Genomic DNA, 17,603 nt, shown 5'->3' on the forward strand with positions numbered 1-17,603 from the left:
CCTTTGCAAGGGGAGGGTTAGGGTGGGGTAAAACCGATATTTACCACTACCCAGCAATGTTATTACTAACTTACTGACAAACTGGAATACGGATTTGAAACTCCGCTCCCTCGCCGGGTTCTGAAGTGCAAGAGAGTGAACCACCATGTTTTTCGGTAACGATTTGGTAGCTAATCGACAAGCCCATACCTGTTCCTTTGCCCACAGGTTTTGTGGTAAAGAAAGGATCGAACAGGCGACGGCGAACAGGCTCTGGTATACTCATCCCATTGTCTGCAATCCGAATTTCAATTTGATGAGCATCAATTTGTTCAGTGTGAATAGTAATGGTTGGAGTTGTAATTTGTCTTTGATTGTCCGTTAATGACTCTTCCAAAGCATCGATCGCATTACTCAACACATTCATAAATACTTGATTTAGCTGCCCTGCATAGCATTCCACTTGGGGCAAATTGCCGTAATGTTTAACAAGCTCAATACCGGGACGATCTGACTTGGCTTTGAGGCGATGTTGGAGAATCATTATGGTACTGTCAATGCCCTCATGAATATTAACAGCTTTAATTTCGGCTTCGTCCATACGTGAGAAAGTTCGCAGAGAAGCGACAATTTGCCGAATTCGGTCTGCCCCAACCCACATAGAAGATAGTAGCTTCGGTAGGTCTTCTAGCACGAATTCTAGATCGATCGCCTCTGCTTCTGACTGAATCTCTGAATGGGGAGATGGGTAATGCTTCTGATAAAGTTCCAGCAGTCTTAGCACCTCTTGGGTGTAACTGTTGGCATGGGTCAGATTGCCAAAGATAAAATTGACTGGATTGTTGATTTCGTGAGCAACCCCAGCTACCAGTTGCCCCAAGCTCGACATTTTCTCGGTCTGCACAAGTTGAGCCTGAGTTTGTTGTAGTTTATACAGAGATTTTTCGATTTGTTCGGCTTTTTCTCGCTCTCGCGTTTCGGATGCTTGCAAAGCTTCATTTTTAGTTTCGAGTTCTTGTGATTTAGCTTCGAGTTGTTCTGAGTAAGCTTGCAAGTTGGTGTAAAGACGGGCGTTGTCGATCGCAATCGAAATTTGTGCTATCAACAGACTCAGCACATTCACCCGTTCTGGGGTAAAAGCACCAGAAATGAGATTATTTTCCAGGTAAATAATCCCAGTAAACTTGCCAGAGTGAATCAGCGGCAAACACAAAATTGACTTGGATTGGTAAGTGGTGATATAAGCATCAGCCACAAAACGAGAGTCTTTAACAGCATTGTCTAAAACCAGATTGTTTCTAGTTCTTTCCACATAGTTGCATAAGGCAACCGGGAGTAAGGGTGAATTAGTTTTATTGTCTGCGTTAACAACAACGCTAACCTCCTTATCTATAACTATTCCCGTTGCTTCTAATATCCATTGATTCTCGTGCTTGGTAATAAAGTAACCTTGTTGAGCGCCAGCATTTTCGACGACAATCCTCATCAATTTTTCGAGCAGGTGATTTAGCACCATTTCTTCTGACAGCACCTGTGCAGCTTTCATCACTGTCATGAAGTCGAGAATGTGAGCGCCTCCAGTAGTCGTAGAGCTTGTTTGAATTGTGTGTAGGTAATTCGTTTCGATTTTTTCTGTGTTTGACCGCAAAATTAATTGCGGATAGCGTGTTTCTAAATCTTTGACTTTAGCAACAGCACCCCAATGGCTGTAGGCGTAGTAAGCATTTGTCATGTATATTTGGGCAATAGTTTCTTTACCCCATGACAGATAAAATTTGGCGGCGAGTTCGTGAGCGATCGCTTCTTCATTGATATACTCGTTTTCTTTAGCAAGTGCGATCGCTTTTTCATACATCTCGATCGCTTCGATTTTTTCGCCTAAAACTCGATGCCGTTCTGCCTCTACCAAATAGAATTTGTGTAAATGATTCATTGGGGCATAATCCGCCCATCTTTGGATTTTTTCTTGATTAGCTTGGACGCGATCGAGGATGGCCTTTTGCTCTGACTCTGAGCGATCGGCATATACTGCTAGCCGTACTAAAGAATCATAAAAATTGAATACAGGAACAAGGGGCATTCCTACCATTGCATCTAAATACTTCTGGGCTATAGCGAGATTCTCAATCGCTTCCGAGTAATTTTCAAACCAATAACAAAGCAAAAATTTGTTCAAATATATGTAGCCAACTCCCCCGTTGTCGTTTGCTTGCTGGTGCAGTGGCAACCTTATATGTTCATCGCAGGCTTCACCCTTGAGCAGGCAGGGATTTTCACTTTTTCCCAGTAGATTTAAGGTAGCCTGCCAATAGATTTCTATATAATTAAGCGCTGTTTCTTGCTTGGTTTTATAAATAGCATCTCTGTTTCTTGCTATTTCTCTTTCAAGGACAGTCAGTTCTTTACCGCTAAAGTAAGCTAAACAGGAGTACTGGAGTAGACTATAGCCTGCATATTCTAAATCTCCTGTCTCCATTCCGCTAGAGTGACCTGACAGCAAAGGCTCTAAGCTTTCTTTCAGATGCTCTTTCCAATGTCGGATAAATAGATTTACGATGAAAACTGTCTTGGCTTTGATTTCTTGAGCATTTAACTTTGACACTAGATTTAAAGCCAACTGACCAAATTTATAACCTGAATCAATATCTCCCACAATCGCACACAGAAGAAAACCATAATTGGCATAAGCAAAAGGAGAAACGGTAGCATTACCATATTCGACGGATAATTGTACTTGTTTGCACACCGTCAAGGGCAACAGTGTAGGAGCAACAATATATGCAGGAGCAAAGATACTTGACAAAAGTCTAATGGCTGCTAATTTATAGCGATCGCTCATTTGAGGTAGCTCAATTAAATCCTCAATTCGCCTTCCACTCAAAATTGCCGCAGTGTCCGCCAATCCTTGCCCAATATCTGACGCGTTCGGTTCTTGGGGAAACTCTACCCCTAACTGCTTTAAAATTTGTAGCGCTGTGTTAACCGCTTCTAGCAGCCTGTTCTGCGCCATATAAGCTTGAAGAAGGACTTCATACACTTTAATTTTGTCCAGTAGCGTCACAGCACGGTTTTGGACGATCTCAAACAATCTCTGCATTTCTGCAAAATCCCCGCTCAAAAAAGCTGCCTCTGCCGCTTCTAAGTGCAGTGTTAATGTCAGTTCATATTCACACTTCCAGCTTTCTTCTGCTAACAATCCCAAAGCAACTTGCAAATATTTGATAGCGGAATCGTGCGCTGTGGCTGCTTTTGCTCTTTGACCGGCGATCAGATTTAGTTCTGCAAGTTGATATTTTTCTGTTTCATATATCAGTAAATCAGTACCGTAATTGAGTTGATTAACTAAAGCAAATATATTTTCTTTGCGTTCTTCTGGCGTTGTATTTTGTAGTAGTAATTGACCAATTTTCAGATGCGTCGCTTGCTTGCGATCGTCGGGAATCAGAGAATACGCCGCTTGCTGTACGCGGTCATGTAAAAACTTGTAATCAACTTTGACATCAGTTAAATTAATTCCGTCAGAATCTTCCTGACTAAAGACTAAGGGAATTTTGTAATCCTGATTTAACGGCAGAATTAACCCAGCTTGCAGGGCTGACCACAATTGCGCCGCAGTGGTTAAAGAAGATGCTTCATTAACGATCGCTAATACATCTAAGTTAAAAGTATTACCAATACAAGCAGCCAGTTTAAGAACTTGTTGTGTTTCTAATGACAGTTTGCGAATATTTCTCGCTGTCAATTCAACAACATTCAGGTCAGTAATGCCGATTGCTTGAATATGTTGGATATTCCATTGCCATACTCCTGAATGGAAGTCGTATGTTAGTAAGTCTTCTTGGTGTAGGGTTTTCAGCAGTTGTGTTAAGAAGAAAGGGTTCCCCCCGGTTTTGTGGAATAGTAATTCTGCTAGTGGCTGACTGTGTTCTATGTGATTCAATGTATCGCTAATTAACGCTTCCACATCCGTTAACTGCAATGATGACAAGACGATGTTATTCACCAGCGCACCAGAAGATTGAATTTTGGACAAACTCATCATCAATGGATGGGTGGGCGACACTTCATTATCACGGTATGCCCCGATTAGCAATAAATATTTGCGCTCAGTATCGGTCATCAATAGCTCAATTAAGTTCAGTGATGCCGAATCTGCCCACTGCAAGTCATCCAGAAAGACAACTAAGGGATGGTCTTGGTTCGTGAATACCCCAATGAATTGCCCAAAAACGCGATTGAAACGGTTTTGAGATTCTGTCGCTCCTAATTGTGTTACAGGTGGCTGAGTTCCAATAATGAGTTCGATTTCGGGAATCACATCAATAATGACTTGCCCATTTTCTCCCAACGCAGTTAACAGTTTCTCTTTCCACCCTTGGATTTGGGCAACGCTTTCGGTGAGTAATTGCTGACTCAAAGATTGGAACGCCTGAATCAACGACGTGTATGGAATATTGCGTTTGAACTGGTCAAACTTGCCTGCAATGAAATAACCTCTGGCCCCGACAATCGGTTTATGAACTTCATTGACGACACTCGTCTTGCCAATGCCCGAATAACCGGAGACGAGCATAAGTTCGCTGCTACCTCCTGCCACACGCTCAAATGCAGTCATTAATGTTGCTACTTCTGCTTCGCGTCCGTAGAGTTGTTGTCCAATCAAAAAATGCCCAGATTTGTCTCGTCTTCCTGGTACGAAGTTTTCAATCTTGCCAATCACTTGAAGTTGAAACAAGCATTCCTCTAAATCGGCTTTCAGTCCCCAAGCGCTTTGATAGCGCTCCTCTGCTGTTTTCGCTAACAGTTTCAAAATAATTGCACTAATCGCCTCTGGTACATCTTCCAGAACACGACACACGGTTTCGCTACAGGGTGCGACTGGCATTTTGGCGATGTGACAGTGGATCAACTCCATCGGGTCACTAGCATAAAACGGCAGCGTACCAGTTAGCATTTCATACAAGGTGACACCCAACGAGTAGAAGTCGGTGCGATAGTCACACACCCGGTTCATTCTGCCTGTTTGTTCAGGCGACATATAGGCAAGTGTACCTTCAAGCAAATTAGGATTGCTCAAAGTAGGATTTTCTCGATCGAGGCGCGAGGAGATACTGAAGTCAATCAGTTTGACTTCCCCTGATTCGGGATTAATTAAAATATTGTGCGGCTTAATATCTTTATGTATAATTTTTTGGGCGTGTAGCTCTCCTAAAGTCTGTGCCAAATTAATCGCCACCTTGAGAAAAGTAATCAAGGTAGTTTTTTGAGTCGCAATTATTTCTTTGAGCAAGCAACCCGGAATATCTTCCAAAACCAAAGCTAGACCATGCTGATAATTCTTTAACTCGTAGGCTTTAACAATGCCAGGAATTCGCAGTGACTCAATGATTTGATATTCGTGGCGCAGTCGAGCAATATCTTCCAGTGGTGGATGTTCGCACAGAAGAGTTTTGATCGCCACAGAGACATTATCGGTTTCTCGCCGTCCACGATAAATGACGGTTTTACTACCGGAGTGAAGGGTTTCGAGAAGTTGATAACCAGATAAAGTAGCTGTCATTGTTTTCTCTTGCAATATAAGCATTCTTAATATGCCCATGCAAGTTTAGCTTTGTAACATGTGAGACAAAAATAAGCATATTTTTACGAGATGTTACATGAATTATTTTAAATAAAAGTGTATATTATTACTTTATTTTCACGGGATTTTGCGTGTTTTTGAACTGTAATGAAGTAACGCTTATCTTATCGCAGCCGCAAGTAAAGACATGACACAACGAATCAAAGCCAACGCCTATTTTCTCTGCAACAAAAGAATCGTTGGATTTTCGCGGGAGCTAGCTTCTCGATAAAAGATATCTAATATCATGTCCGCTAGATTACTTATTAAACCTGAATAACTCCACCCCGCCAAAGCTACGCTGTGGCGGTGAGAGTGTCAATTACCTAATTTTCTCTGGAAATAGTCGCGCCAACTTTCGGGTAAGGCTTCAAGTTGAGTAGCACGGTGAAGTAACTCTGGATTATCCTGCTCGCGCACATAAAGTTGAGTGATGTCGGCAACCGTGATGTTATTATTATCCCGGCTCACTAACTCTAAATTGTCTCCGGCTCCAACTTCGCCCTCTTGCAAAACACGGAAGTAAAATCCGGTTCGACGACTTGCGAGAAATTGCTTAACTATATCAGGTCGTCTAAAGCGAATCCCCAGTTTGTAGCAGGGTAAGCGAGGTTGTGTCACCATTAACCTGACATTGCCAATCCCAAAGCGATCGCCAATGTTCACTTCTTCTTCTCTCAATCCAGTAGTCGTAAAATTTTCACCAAAGATACCTAACGGCAGTTCTGTATCAGGCAATTCACCCCGCCAATACTCATAATGCTCGAATGGGTATAGATAAACTGCTTTATCTGCTCCTCCATGAACGGTTAAATCAGCCTGTCCATCCCCATCCAAATTAAGCGATCGCACAGTAACGCGATCGCTAACTGGCTCTTTGAAAATTCCAGTGCTAACTGTTTTCCCTTTCCAGGTAACTTCACGTGGAAGTCCGACGTTGACAGAGATAAGTTTCATTTTCAGATGTTTGCATTCATAGCAGTGGACTCCTTGCAGAATAAAAACTGGGTGATATGGTCTTTAAGCAGATATTCGTTAATCATACAGTTTTCTGAAATGAGGCGATCGCATTCGTGTATTCTCCAGGTATGAATACTGCACCCAAACAAGCAGAAAAGGTGGATGTGTGGCATGAATATGTCGGATACTGTGAATTCATCGGCAATAGTAAAACTACTGACTGCTAATTAGTCCCTTGATTTTTCAGCTAAGTAATTACACAACTTCAGCTTTTTACAAGTTAATTGAATATAAGGCTAGTATTTGATTGCGTGAAAAAACTCAGCACAACTTCAAGAGGCTTCTTTCCTATTCTCTGTTTCCCGTTTCCTATAATAGTATTTATCTAGAAGTTTAAAATATCTAATGATTCTTCTATTTCTAAATCTAATATCATTTCTCGTGTATCTTTGAGTGCTTCTAGCTTCCCTTCTTTACGATAGATATCTGCCGCTTTTTGAAAATCTTCAATTGCTCCCTGTTTATCTGCAATTTCTAAACGAATATTGCCACGGTTATAATAAGCATCAGCATAACTAGGATTAATCTGGATTGCCTGAGTATAATCTTCAATTGCGCCCTCAAAATCTCCTAAATCTGAACGAGCATTCCCACGGTTGTAATAAGCATCAGCATAACTAGGATTAATTTGGATTGCTTGAGTATAATCTTCAATTGCGCCCTCAAAATCTCCTAAATCTGAACGAGCATTACCACGTTTTTTATAAGCTATAGCATCTTGAGGATTAATCTTGATTGCTTGAGGAAATCCTGGCTGAGAGCCTAATAAATAACGAGTAATTCCACGGTTTTTATAAGCATCAGCATAATGAGGATTAATTTTAATAGCTTGGGTATAATCTTCAATTGCTCCTTGATTATCTCCAACATGAGAACGAGCTTCAGCCCGATTTTTATAGGTTACGGCAACATTAGGATTAATTCTAATAGCTTGAGTATAATCATTAATCGCTTCTTCTAATCGCCCCAGTTGATAGAGAGCTAAACCTCGTTTATTGTAAAATTTAGCATCATGAATATTCATCTGGATTGCCTGGGAATAATCTGCGATCGCCGCTTCATAATTTCCTATTTGATAGTGAGCTAAACCTCGTTTATAATATAAAATATCAACATCGCCTTGATTAACTTGTAAGGCTTGATTATAGTTAGTAATTGCATTTGTATATTCTCCTTTTTGAAAGCATTCATCGCCCAGGTTTACATAAAATCTTTTTAAATCTTCATTATAATATTCAGGCTGAAAAGAAGATTTGAGTACCTGCTGATTAATTGACTTAGATAGAATTTCCTGTTTTGGAAGATATTTATAAATAGGTGGTTGTTGCCGAGAAGAATTATTTATAGAAGATTGTAACTGTTCTAGATAACACCATAAACCACCACCATATAGTAATTGTTCTATTCCAAAAGAAATTTTACCAGTCTTCAACTTAATCATTTGGGTTGGGAGAAAACCAGCCAAAAAAAGGTGATACTCAGATTGTGCTTCACTGACATCTTCTTGAATTAAAATGCAAACTACAACTGCATTTTTTTCAACTTCTTCAGAACTAATTGACCATCTAACTCTGTCAATGCGACCATGACGAGATTTAACCTCGATACCAATAGATGGGTCAGAAGTCAAGGTAAAATCTATATTACCATCACCGCCAAATCGCTTTTCATAATCGACTTCGGTAATAAAATCAGCTAAACGTTCTTTGACAACTTCCTCACCCAACTTACCTTTGAGATAGCTAAGAAAAACATCACGCACTGGTAAAACACGCTTATATTTCTCAGCCATCTGCCAGCAAAATTCCCGTAGTGCTTTTAACCTCTCTCCAGAAATTATAGTTAATTCACTATATTGACCTTCTGTTTCACAATGAAGCAGAGAACCAGATGTTAACCTTTTAATAAAATCAGACTGTAGCGATCGCAGTAGTGTAATCCAGTCCATTTATATTTCTGCGAATCTTTTGATGAGATTATTCTATTAAAATATCTAGTTGGCGTAAACCTTTTAATTAGCTTAGAGGATTTACATCAGTTTTGAAGGTGCAGCCATATCTGATTATGCCAGAGTTTTGAAGAGTTGGGAGAGTGCGATCGCTCTTAATAATACATGAAATATTAGCTAACCACCAATCGCCCAAATGGCCCAAAATCAAAACCCCAAGCCAAACTTTCTCACCAACTCCAGTCCCCCCTCCTCGCTTGCGGGGAGGGGGTTAGGGGGTGGGGTTCCGGGATACCCTTGGCAAACCCCACACGAACTTTGGAAAAAACTTAAGCCATTGGCGCGACAAATGCGGTGCGAACTAACTCCAGCAGAAAAGCTACTTTGGGAAAAGTTGAGACACAAGCAACTTTTGGGTTTCAAGTTTCGCCGTCAGCAAACAATTGACCGTTTTATCGTCGATTTTTACTGTAATGAAGCGCGGTTAGTGGTGGAAGTGGATGGCGAAATTCACGACTATACTCAAGAGGAAGATGCGATACGTCAAGAATTTTTGGAGAGTTTGGGGTTGCAGGTTGTGCGATTTAGAAATGAGAATGTTCTGGTGAGGATGGAGGAGGTGTTGCAGGATATTGCTGGTTGGTTGCAGAGATAGAACCCCACCCCCAACCCCCTCCCCGCAAGCGAGGAAGGGGCTAATTATGTGGGTTTTAGGGGTGTGTGCGATCGTATAATTTTACATAAGTTTGACAAATTTCTAAATTTTAGCCTTGCTACCCCACTACTGACTTCATTAACTGTGTTGCGATCGCAGTAGTATAATCCAGTCCATTTCTATTTCTGCGAATCTTTTGATGAGACTGATGAATCAGAGTCATCTTTCCTGGAAATGGATAAGCCATAACAAATATCTCAAAACCAAAATTTTAAAAGTAATTCTCATAGCCTCATCCTCGCTTGCGTCTTGAGGGTGGGGTTCTAAGAACAACTAGTAAGGGCTGCACCACATTGTTCTTCCCTTGTCAACCAACCCTTAACACCTTGATATTCCACCTGCGCCCAATCTCTCTGACAGCCTAACAATTTGACAGCCGTATTAGCAGGAATTCTTCTTAGTTTTTGGCTTTTTTGACTGCTACTAGCATAGAAATCTACGCCGTTAGTACCGTAGCCTCGCGTTGTTAAGCCTAACTTTGGCACGAATACCCATCCAGTTCCTTGAAAACCATTGCTAGCATTAGTAATCTGCACCCAATTTCCAGCAGCACCAATAACATGAACTGTTTCGCTAATGGGTATTTGTCCTATAATTACGTTATTTGTACTTGCACCACTCCGTACATTTAACCCTTGCGAATCTGTATCGGTGACGTAGGCAAAAATATCGCACTTTTGAGAATTACTTGATTTCGCTAAACTTATTTCACTAGTTATACTAGTATTGAGTATCACACTAATACAACTGAATGCCAATCCGATCGCTAACTTTGATGCTGGATTTTTCACTTTTTTTGTCATCATTTCTTCAAGTTTTTGGCATCAGTACCCAAGGCTAGAGTCTTATTGATATCTCCTAATCTACATAAACAAATTATGGTTAACTTTGTAACGTAGTTCTATCAAAGAGATTTTAGTACTGTAATAACACTTTTATTTTACAAAATTTAGTCTTGCGATGTCTACGATGGTCACTGAGCTTGTCGAAGTGCGGGCTACGCCTACACGGATAAATGCAACACAACGATATCATTAAGTATTAAGATGTCAATAGATAGTGTAGTTAACGCCAACAAGAAGTTCAAATTTCGACAAATATTCATTAAGTTATATGAGTAAAAAAATACATTCTATATCAAGTAGCATAGTTCAAGAAATTAATAATCTCGACAATGTGAGTATTTTAGAATTAGACAAAGAAGAAATTATTAGCTTATTTAAGTTTCATGGAATCTTACTTTTTAGAGGATTTGATGTTGATGTTGATATTTTTAAAGAATTTACCAATCTCTTGAGTATCGATTTTATAAATTATGCCGGTGGTGCATTCAGTAGAAGAGTAATTAATGGGGATGAGACTCTTTTAAGCGTTAATGATTTTAAATCTGAGATTAAGTTGCACGGCGAAATGTATTATCAGCAAAATATCCCACTTCTGCTGTGGTTTTTCTGTGCTAATCCACCATTAGAAGATGGTGAAACTACGGTATGTGATGGTAGACAATTTTTTAATGAAATTAGTAGTTCAACTAAAGAGTTATTCAACAAAAAGAAGTTAAAATTTAACGTTCGGATATCTCAAGATGACTGGCAGAAAAAATATCAAACAGATGATTTGAATCAGCTAGAAGAAATGTGTCGCAAAAATAATACACATTTGACAGTAAATGAGGATAAATCGATTCTGCTTGAATACATTTCTCCAGCTATTATCCCTAGCAGATGTGGAAAATATCAGGTATTTATTAATAGTCTATTGCCTACAAAGCAGTTAAACCCAAAGATTATTAATTTTGAAGATGATTCAGAAATTCCTGAAGAGGTTGTCTCTGAACTTAATGAAATTGCTGAAAAAATAACTACGGAAATTTCGTGGGAAAAAGGCGATATTTTAATGATTGATAATACAAGAATACTTCATGGAAGAAGGTCTTTTGCTGACGATCAAAGAGATATTTATATCAGGCTGTGTTCTCCAGCTTTTTCATTTTGATATTTGATTACACCAGGTTTCATTTATTTAAATAATATCTGTCATAAGAGATAGCTTTGCTGTGCTATTACTGCATTATCTATCACACAATCCGTTTTAGTTAATGCTTATTGGTGTAGATAATTGGTCTTTAAAGACGCGATAAATCGCGTCTCTACATTAGGGTTTTGTTGCTCTATTTGAACTGTATTGATCTATAACAGGTTACTTCATATCATAGCCAAACAAATTTGGGTCTACTTCTCCTAACTGCAACTCTGCTAAACCATACTCCGCCCATCGTCTCTCTACCATCGCCGCCACATCTGGGTCGGATTCCAAAGGCAAACCCCATTCATGGTTTGTTTCCGGCGGCATCTTTGTAGTTGCATCAATTCCCATCCGTCCACCTAAGCCAATCTTTTCACTAGCAAAATCTAAGGTATCAAAAGGTGTATTCGGCAATATAAATACATCTCGCACTGGGTCAACTTTGGAACTAATTGCCCAGACAACTTGACGCGGATCGCGAATATTTATGTCTTTATCCACAACAATTACAAATTTGGTGTATGTAAATTGTGGTAAAGCACTCCAAAACGCTAAAGCCGCCCGTCGCGCTTGTCCCGGATATGCTTTATCTATGGAAATAATCGCCGCTTTGTAACTCAAAGCTTCCATTGGTAAGAAGAAATCGACAATTTCTGATACTTGTTGCCGCAGTATGGGCGTATAAATGCGATTTAGCGCGATCGCCATCATCGCTTCTTCTTTAGGTGGACGACCGCTAAATGTTGTTAAGTAAATCGGATTTTTCCGGTGCGTCATACACTCGAAGCGAATTAACGGCGAATCTTCAACACCGCCGTAATAACCCATGTGGTCGCCAAAAGGCCCATCTGGTAAAACTTCTCCTGGTGTAATCGTTCCTTCCAAGACAAATTCGGAATCTGCGGGAACTTCCAAATCTACAGTTTTACACTTCGCCAACTGCACGCCGGAACCGCCATAAAGTCCTGCAAACAGCCATTCTGATAAATCTACAGGTATAGGTGTAGCTGCTGCCATAATAATTAGAGGATCTACACCAAGTGCGATCGCAACTTCTAATTTTTTCCCACGTTCGGCTGCTTTTCGCAAATGCCTCGCCCCACCCCGCACCGATAACCAGTGAACCGTCATCGTATTTTTAGATTGTAGTTGTAAGCGATACACACCTACATTTGGAGTACCAGTTTCACAATCCTTGGTAATTACCAGTCCCAACGTGATAATCTTGCCAGCATCATTAATATAAGGACGTATCAAAGGCAACCTATTTAAATCTAAATCATTACCTTGAAGCACAACTTGCTGACAAGCGGGGAAAAAGTCTCGTCCTGGTTTTGCCTTCACCACATCAAACAGCACTTTTCCAAAATCTATCGCCTGGGAAATCTTCTTTGGTGGTTTTGGCTGTTGCAGCATACTCAATTTTTTCCCCAAAGTTTCCAACTCCTCTGGATGCTGCATATTCATCGCCCAGCAAATCCTTTCCACAGTTCCCATCAAATTCACCGCCACCGGAAAGGAAGCGCCTTTGACGTTTTCAAACAACAACCCTGGGCCACCTTTTTGTAGCATTCGGTTGGAAATCTCAGCAATTTCCAAGTCTGGGTCAACTAAAGCTGAAATTCGCCGTAATTGTCCTCTTTCTTCCAAAATTTTAATGAATCCCCGCAAGTCTCTCGCCATTGTTCTAATAAAGCTGATTATTTAAGAAGTGTGAAGCGCTTTCTTATATTATGGGGCATTGGGAGAGAGGACTTGGGGACAAGGAAAGCTGATGAGTAAAGTAGTAAACCTACTGTTCCAAAAGTTGTGTAAAATTACTCCCCCAGAGTGATGTTACTAACCCTTCATATAAATCAAGGGTTTTGAAACCTAAACTTTCAGTTACCCTGAAATTGATATATATATAAAAGAGCAATTTTCAAATGACCATTTACTTTTATAAGGTTTGGCAGCCTTATGGCTGTTTTTCTAACTTTTCTCTCCACGGAATCCACATCGAGGGTGCTTACTGGCCGACGGTTGAGCATTATTATCAAGCGCAAAAGTTTGTAGGCAGCACAGATGCCGCAATTATACCTCTCATCCATGCTGCCGCCACCCCAGAAGAAGCTGCGACTTTGGGAAGATGTAGCACTCGCCAACTCCGTCGAGACTGGGATTTGGTTAAAACTCAAATTATGCGAGAAGCTGTACTCAAAAAGTTTCTCACTCATGCTGATATCAGAGAAGTTCTCCTGAAGACAGGTAATGAGATGTTGGTTGAAAACTCCCCAACTGATTCTTTTTGGGGCTGTGGTGCTAATAAAAGCGGTCAAAACCATCTCGGTAAAACTCTCATGAGTGTGCGTGAAGAAATTCGTAATTTACTATCTTTAACGGTAATTTACGAATAATTTAATCAAAATAGTTACATCCAACATCAAGTCAAGCAATTAAACGGGGAATAGTCAAATTCCCCAGCCAAAAACATTAAAAAAAAATTACTAATAATTTAGTTATGGCTTTGAATAAATTTTAACTAATTGATTAATGGGCAAAAATATTAAAAATATTTTTTTAATTTAAAGAAATTATTCCAATTCTAAATTAAGTAAAATTACTGGAATAGTTTAATGATTGAGAATATAAAATTAGTAAATGTCAATGATTAAAAATTTCTTAACTTTAAACTTGAGATGATAGCTGAAAAGTATTTAATGATACAACGGTTTTATATCTCCCCTAAATCCACTTCACAAGGGCTATAGGGAACAAGCAAAATATCTGTTACTTTTCAAACATCCTCTAATCTATTTTCAAAAAGATTTGTAATACATGTATGCCCTTAGCGATGCATTAATAGCAAGAATTTCTTGAAATAGGATGAAAATCAAAGCATTGTAAGTTGAAAATTTCGATCGGGGACAAATATAAAAAAAATTATACTTCAGTCTTGGTGTATACAAACAATGACACGTAGGGATAAACCAAACGAGTTACAGCAAAACTTCGATCGAGAAAGTTTACTGCACCGGATGACAAAACAGATTAGGCGATCGCTCGACCTTCAAGAGATATTAACAACAACTGTTAGCGAAGTGCGCTTATTTTTGGGTGCAGATCGGGTGAAAATTTATCGCTTTGATGCTGATGGTAGTGGTGAAGTGATTGCAGAATCTATTCATAAACAACGTCTGCCATCCTTATTGGGTCAACGCTTCCCAGTTGATGATATTCCAGAAGCTGCTAGAGAGATGTTTTTGTTAGTGGGGCAACGTTCGATTGTCGATGTGGCAAATGAGAAGATCGGGCTATCGCCTCTACACTCAAAAGAAACTGGCAAACGTCTAGAAACTAATATCTACTATCGGCAAGTAGATCAGTGCCATATTCAATACCTCAAAGCAATGGGCGTGCAGTCTTCGTTGGTAGTACCAATTTTAGATTGCGACCCACAAGAACTATCGGCAAAGCCTAAATTGTGGGGATTGTTGGTAGCTCACCACAGTGAACCGCAAAAGATTTTGAAGGGGGAACTAAAAGTATTGCAGCAAGTTGCTGACCAGGTAGCGATCGCGATCGCTCAAAGTAATCTACTCACTGAAGCCCACGCCAAGCAAAAGCGAGAAGCTACTATTAATCGAGTCACCACATTATTGCATAAACTGCCGACAATCCAATTACAAGGAGCACTAGAAGAAGTTATTACTGCCCTCTGTGGAGTCGGTGGCAGGCTTTACATTGCAGAGAACCGAGAACTATACACTTGGGGCGACCAACCGACACTCCCCTACGAGTTAGATAACACTATTATCGAACAGCATCCCATCTGGCAAAACTGGATGGCTGAGTTTCAACAAGGTAATATTTGGGCAACTACTGACCTCTATAAAGAACCACGTTTGCGAGTTTTGGCTTTAGCATTCCGTTCTAGTGAAATTCGCGGACTCATGGTGATTCCGCTACATTACCGCGAAAAATTTATTGGTGTCTTAAGTATTTTTCGCTCTGAATTGGAAACGGAAATCTTGTGGGCGGGACGATGCGAACATAATCGGCGACAACTTTTACCCCAGCTTTCCTTTGAGGTTTGGCGAGAGCAAAAAAAAGGGCAATCACCTGAGTGGAAGTTGGAAGACATCTTTTTGGCACAAGCTTTATACGATCATTTCTCAATGGCAATTCAGCAGCAGCAGATGTATAAACAGGTACAATCCCTGAATGCCAACTTAGAACTGCGGGTGCAAGAGCAAACCTCTGAACTCGAAAAATCATTAATGTTTACCAAAGTCATCAAGCAAGTCACAGAGCATATTCGCCGCACATTGGACTTGCAAGCAACTCTGCAATCCATAGTTCAAGAAGTCCGTCCCCTGCTAAATTCAGACCGAATGCTGATTTTCCACCTGAAGACTCAATCAGTGATTGTGGAAGAGATTAATGGTAATTGGCAGTCAGTTTTAGGAGTGAATGCACCACCAGAATGCTTTCCTGATGATTATACCCGTTTATACTGTCAGGGTAGGATACGGGCAATTAACAACCTTTCAACGGCTTCTTTAAGTGATTGTCATCGAGAGTTTTTAGAGAGTCTGCAAGTGCAAGCAAACTTAATAGTTCCAATTAATATGGGTATGGAACTATGGGGCTTATTAATTGCCCATGAGTGTGAGGCTCCCAGAAATTGGCAGGATACAGAAATTGATTTATTGCAGCAGGTGGCAGATCAGGCTGCGATCGCAATTCAACAAGCACAACTCTACCAACAAACTTCACTAGCCGAAACTGAAGCCAGAAATCAAGCCACTCAGTTAGAGCAGACCCTATATGAACTCCAAGAAACACAGACAAGATTGATTCAGACCGAAAAAATGTCCAGTCTAGGACAGTTGGTGGCGGGTGTCGCCCACGAAATCAACAACCCCGTTAACTTTATTTACGGTAATCTGTGCCACGCCAGTGATTACACCGAACAACTCCTAGAAATTTTACGTCTCTACCAGCTATACTATCCCCATCCCCATAGTGAAATTCAAGCCGCGATCGAAGCGATCGATTTTGAATTTTTGGTAGAAGACCTGCCAAAAATCATGATCTCAATGCAAGTAGGAACCGAGCGCATTCGCTCAATAGTGTTGTCGTTACGCAATTTTTCTCGCTTAGATGAGTCTGAAAACAAGCGCGTTGACCTGCATGAAGGCATTGACAACACCTTATTAATTTTGCAACATCGGCTGAAAGGAAATGCTGAATTTCCACGCATTCAGATAATTAAAGATTATGGCAATATCCCACGGGTGGAATGCTATGCCGGTCAAATGAATCAAGTATTTATGAATATTTTCAGCAATGCCATAGATGCTCTGGAAGTAGGGCGTCGGGAGTGGCAAAAGCAGGGTGACAAGGAGAATAACTCATGCCCAATTCCAACTATCCAGATTTCCACTAAAGTCTCAGCAGACAACTATCGTCTGTTAATTCGGATTACTGACAACGGGCCCGGAATGAATGAAGAGGTGAAAAAGCGAATTTTTGACCCATTTTACACTACCAAGCCTGTGGGCAAAGGTACAGGATTGGGATTAGCAATCAGCTATCAGATTATTGTCGAAAAACATGGGGGAATAATGGAGTGCATTTCAGAACCTGGCAAAGGTACAGAGTTCTGGATTGAGATTCCCATCAAGCCTCCAGCCAAAATCGTTAACTAGCAATAGGAAGTGGGGAATGAGGACGCAGGCGAAGAATTACTTTTGGTGATTGACCAATGCTCAATTGTTAGTTTCAAAACTTAAAAATTGACCGAGAATTTTTAAATTCATCCACAAGATAGATGATAATTTTCTTAACATATAAGCTAAAAAATAGCTGTCAGCGATCCAGAGCGTGCAATATATTGAATTTGATTAAAAATCATTTAAAAGTAAAGTTTAGTTGCAAAATAAATCCCTCCCAGCTACAAGTGATAATCTAATAGTTAAAGCTAAGAAACAAGCTTCCCGTGGCAGATATAACAGCTGCGTTTGAAATGTTAGTAAGAGGTATAAGACGCTGTTTAACTTACATCTGTCTCGTCAAAATACAGCAACACCCAACGCGAAAACTGCTGTTTCCTCAAATCTAGAAGATTAGGGGGCACTGTAACTGATTTTCATTACTTGTTTACAAAAGCAATGGAAGTTAGTACATCCCTAACTACGATCGACAAAGAGAGGAGATAGTTCAGGGAGTAGAGGCTTGGGTGTTGTTGTGTTTAAAGAGAAGTCTGAAATAGGGACTCCTCTGGGTGTAAGATTATACGATGTTGAATAGTG

General features: G+C 40.2%; 10 protein-coding genes. 4 read left to right on the top strand and 6 right to left on the bottom strand.

The genetic code is table 11. The features are described 5' to 3' along the window. Positions 1-70: 70 nt before the first annotated feature. The 3 genes from RMX89_RS18570 to RMX89_RS18580 all read right to left on the bottom strand — a co-directional run bounded on the left by RMX89_RS18570 (position 71) and on the right by RMX89_RS18580 (position 8,567). Positions 71-5,539, bottom strand: coding sequence for an AAA family ATPase (locus RMX89_RS18570; protein WP_322689970.1), 5,469 nt, complete (start codon positions 5,537-5,539; stop codon positions 71-73). Positions 5,540-5,917: 378 nt separating this feature from the next. Continuing rightward, a complete protein-coding gene (locus tag RMX89_RS18575) occupies positions 5,918-6,556 on the bottom strand; it encodes an MOSC domain-containing protein (RefSeq protein ID WP_322689971.1) in 639 nt (212 codons plus the stop codon). 388 nt (positions 6,557-6,944) lie between these two features. Beyond that, complete coding sequence (locus RMX89_RS18580; RefSeq protein WP_322689972.1) at positions 6,945-8,567, bottom strand: tetratricopeptide repeat protein; 1,623 nt, start codon at positions 8,565-8,567, stop codon at positions 6,945-6,947. 196 nt (positions 8,568-8,763) lie between these two features. On the opposite strand from RMX89_RS18580, the gene RMX89_RS18585 reads away from it, so the two are divergent. Beyond that, the gene (locus tag RMX89_RS18585) at positions 8,764-9,222 is read left to right on the top strand and encodes an endonuclease domain-containing protein (protein ID WP_322686128.1); all 459 of its coding nucleotides are present in this window, start codon (positions 8,764-8,766) and stop codon (positions 9,220-9,222) included. Between the two features lie 118 nt (positions 9,223-9,340). Here RMX89_RS18585 and RMX89_RS18590 read toward each other — a convergent pair whose 3' ends face one another. Continuing rightward, positions 9,341-9,469 carry a hypothetical protein gene (locus RMX89_RS18590; RefSeq protein WP_322689973.1) on the bottom strand — a complete coding sequence of 43 codons (129 nt, stop codon included), beginning with the start codon at positions 9,467-9,469 and terminating at the stop codon, positions 9,341-9,343. A gap of 76 nt (positions 9,470-9,545) precedes the next feature. After that, on the bottom strand, positions 9,546-10,085 hold the full coding sequence (locus RMX89_RS18595; RefSeq protein ID WP_322690006.1) for an SH3 domain-containing protein: 540 nt from the start codon (positions 10,083-10,085) through the stop codon (positions 9,546-9,548). A gap of 373 nt (positions 10,086-10,458) precedes the next feature. Between RMX89_RS18595 and RMX89_RS18600 the strand changes: the two genes are divergently transcribed. Next, positions 10,459-11,277 (top strand): TauD/TfdA family dioxygenase, encoded by an 819-nt coding sequence (locus tag RMX89_RS18600; protein ID WP_322689974.1) that lies wholly within the window; start codon positions 10,459-10,461, stop codon positions 11,275-11,277. Between the two features lie 204 nt (positions 11,278-11,481). Here the strand turns inward: RMX89_RS18600 and RMX89_RS18605 are convergent, their stop codons facing one another. Then, a complete protein-coding gene (locus tag RMX89_RS18605; RefSeq protein WP_322689975.1) occupies positions 11,482-12,990 on the bottom strand; it encodes a UbiD family decarboxylase in 1,509 nt (502 codons plus the stop codon). 242 nt (positions 12,991-13,232) lie between these two features. Between RMX89_RS18605 and RMX89_RS18610 the strand changes: the two genes are divergently transcribed. Further along, complete coding sequence (locus tag RMX89_RS18610; RefSeq protein ID WP_322686124.1) at positions 13,233-13,703, top strand: N-glycosidase; 471 nt, start codon at positions 13,233-13,235, stop codon at positions 13,701-13,703. A gap of 555 nt (positions 13,704-14,258) precedes the next feature. Next, positions 14,259-17,000 (top strand): GAF domain-containing protein, encoded by a 2,742-nt coding sequence (locus tag RMX89_RS18615; RefSeq protein ID WP_322689976.1) that lies wholly within the window; start codon positions 14,259-14,261, stop codon positions 16,998-17,000. The last annotated feature ends 603 nt before the right edge of the window (positions 17,001-17,603 follow it).

Source organism: Nostoc sp. DedSLP04, from assembly GCF_034530775.1.
In the GTDB taxonomy this organism is placed as follows: Bacteria; Cyanobacteriota; Cyanobacteriia; order Cyanobacteriales; family Nostocaceae; genus Nostoc.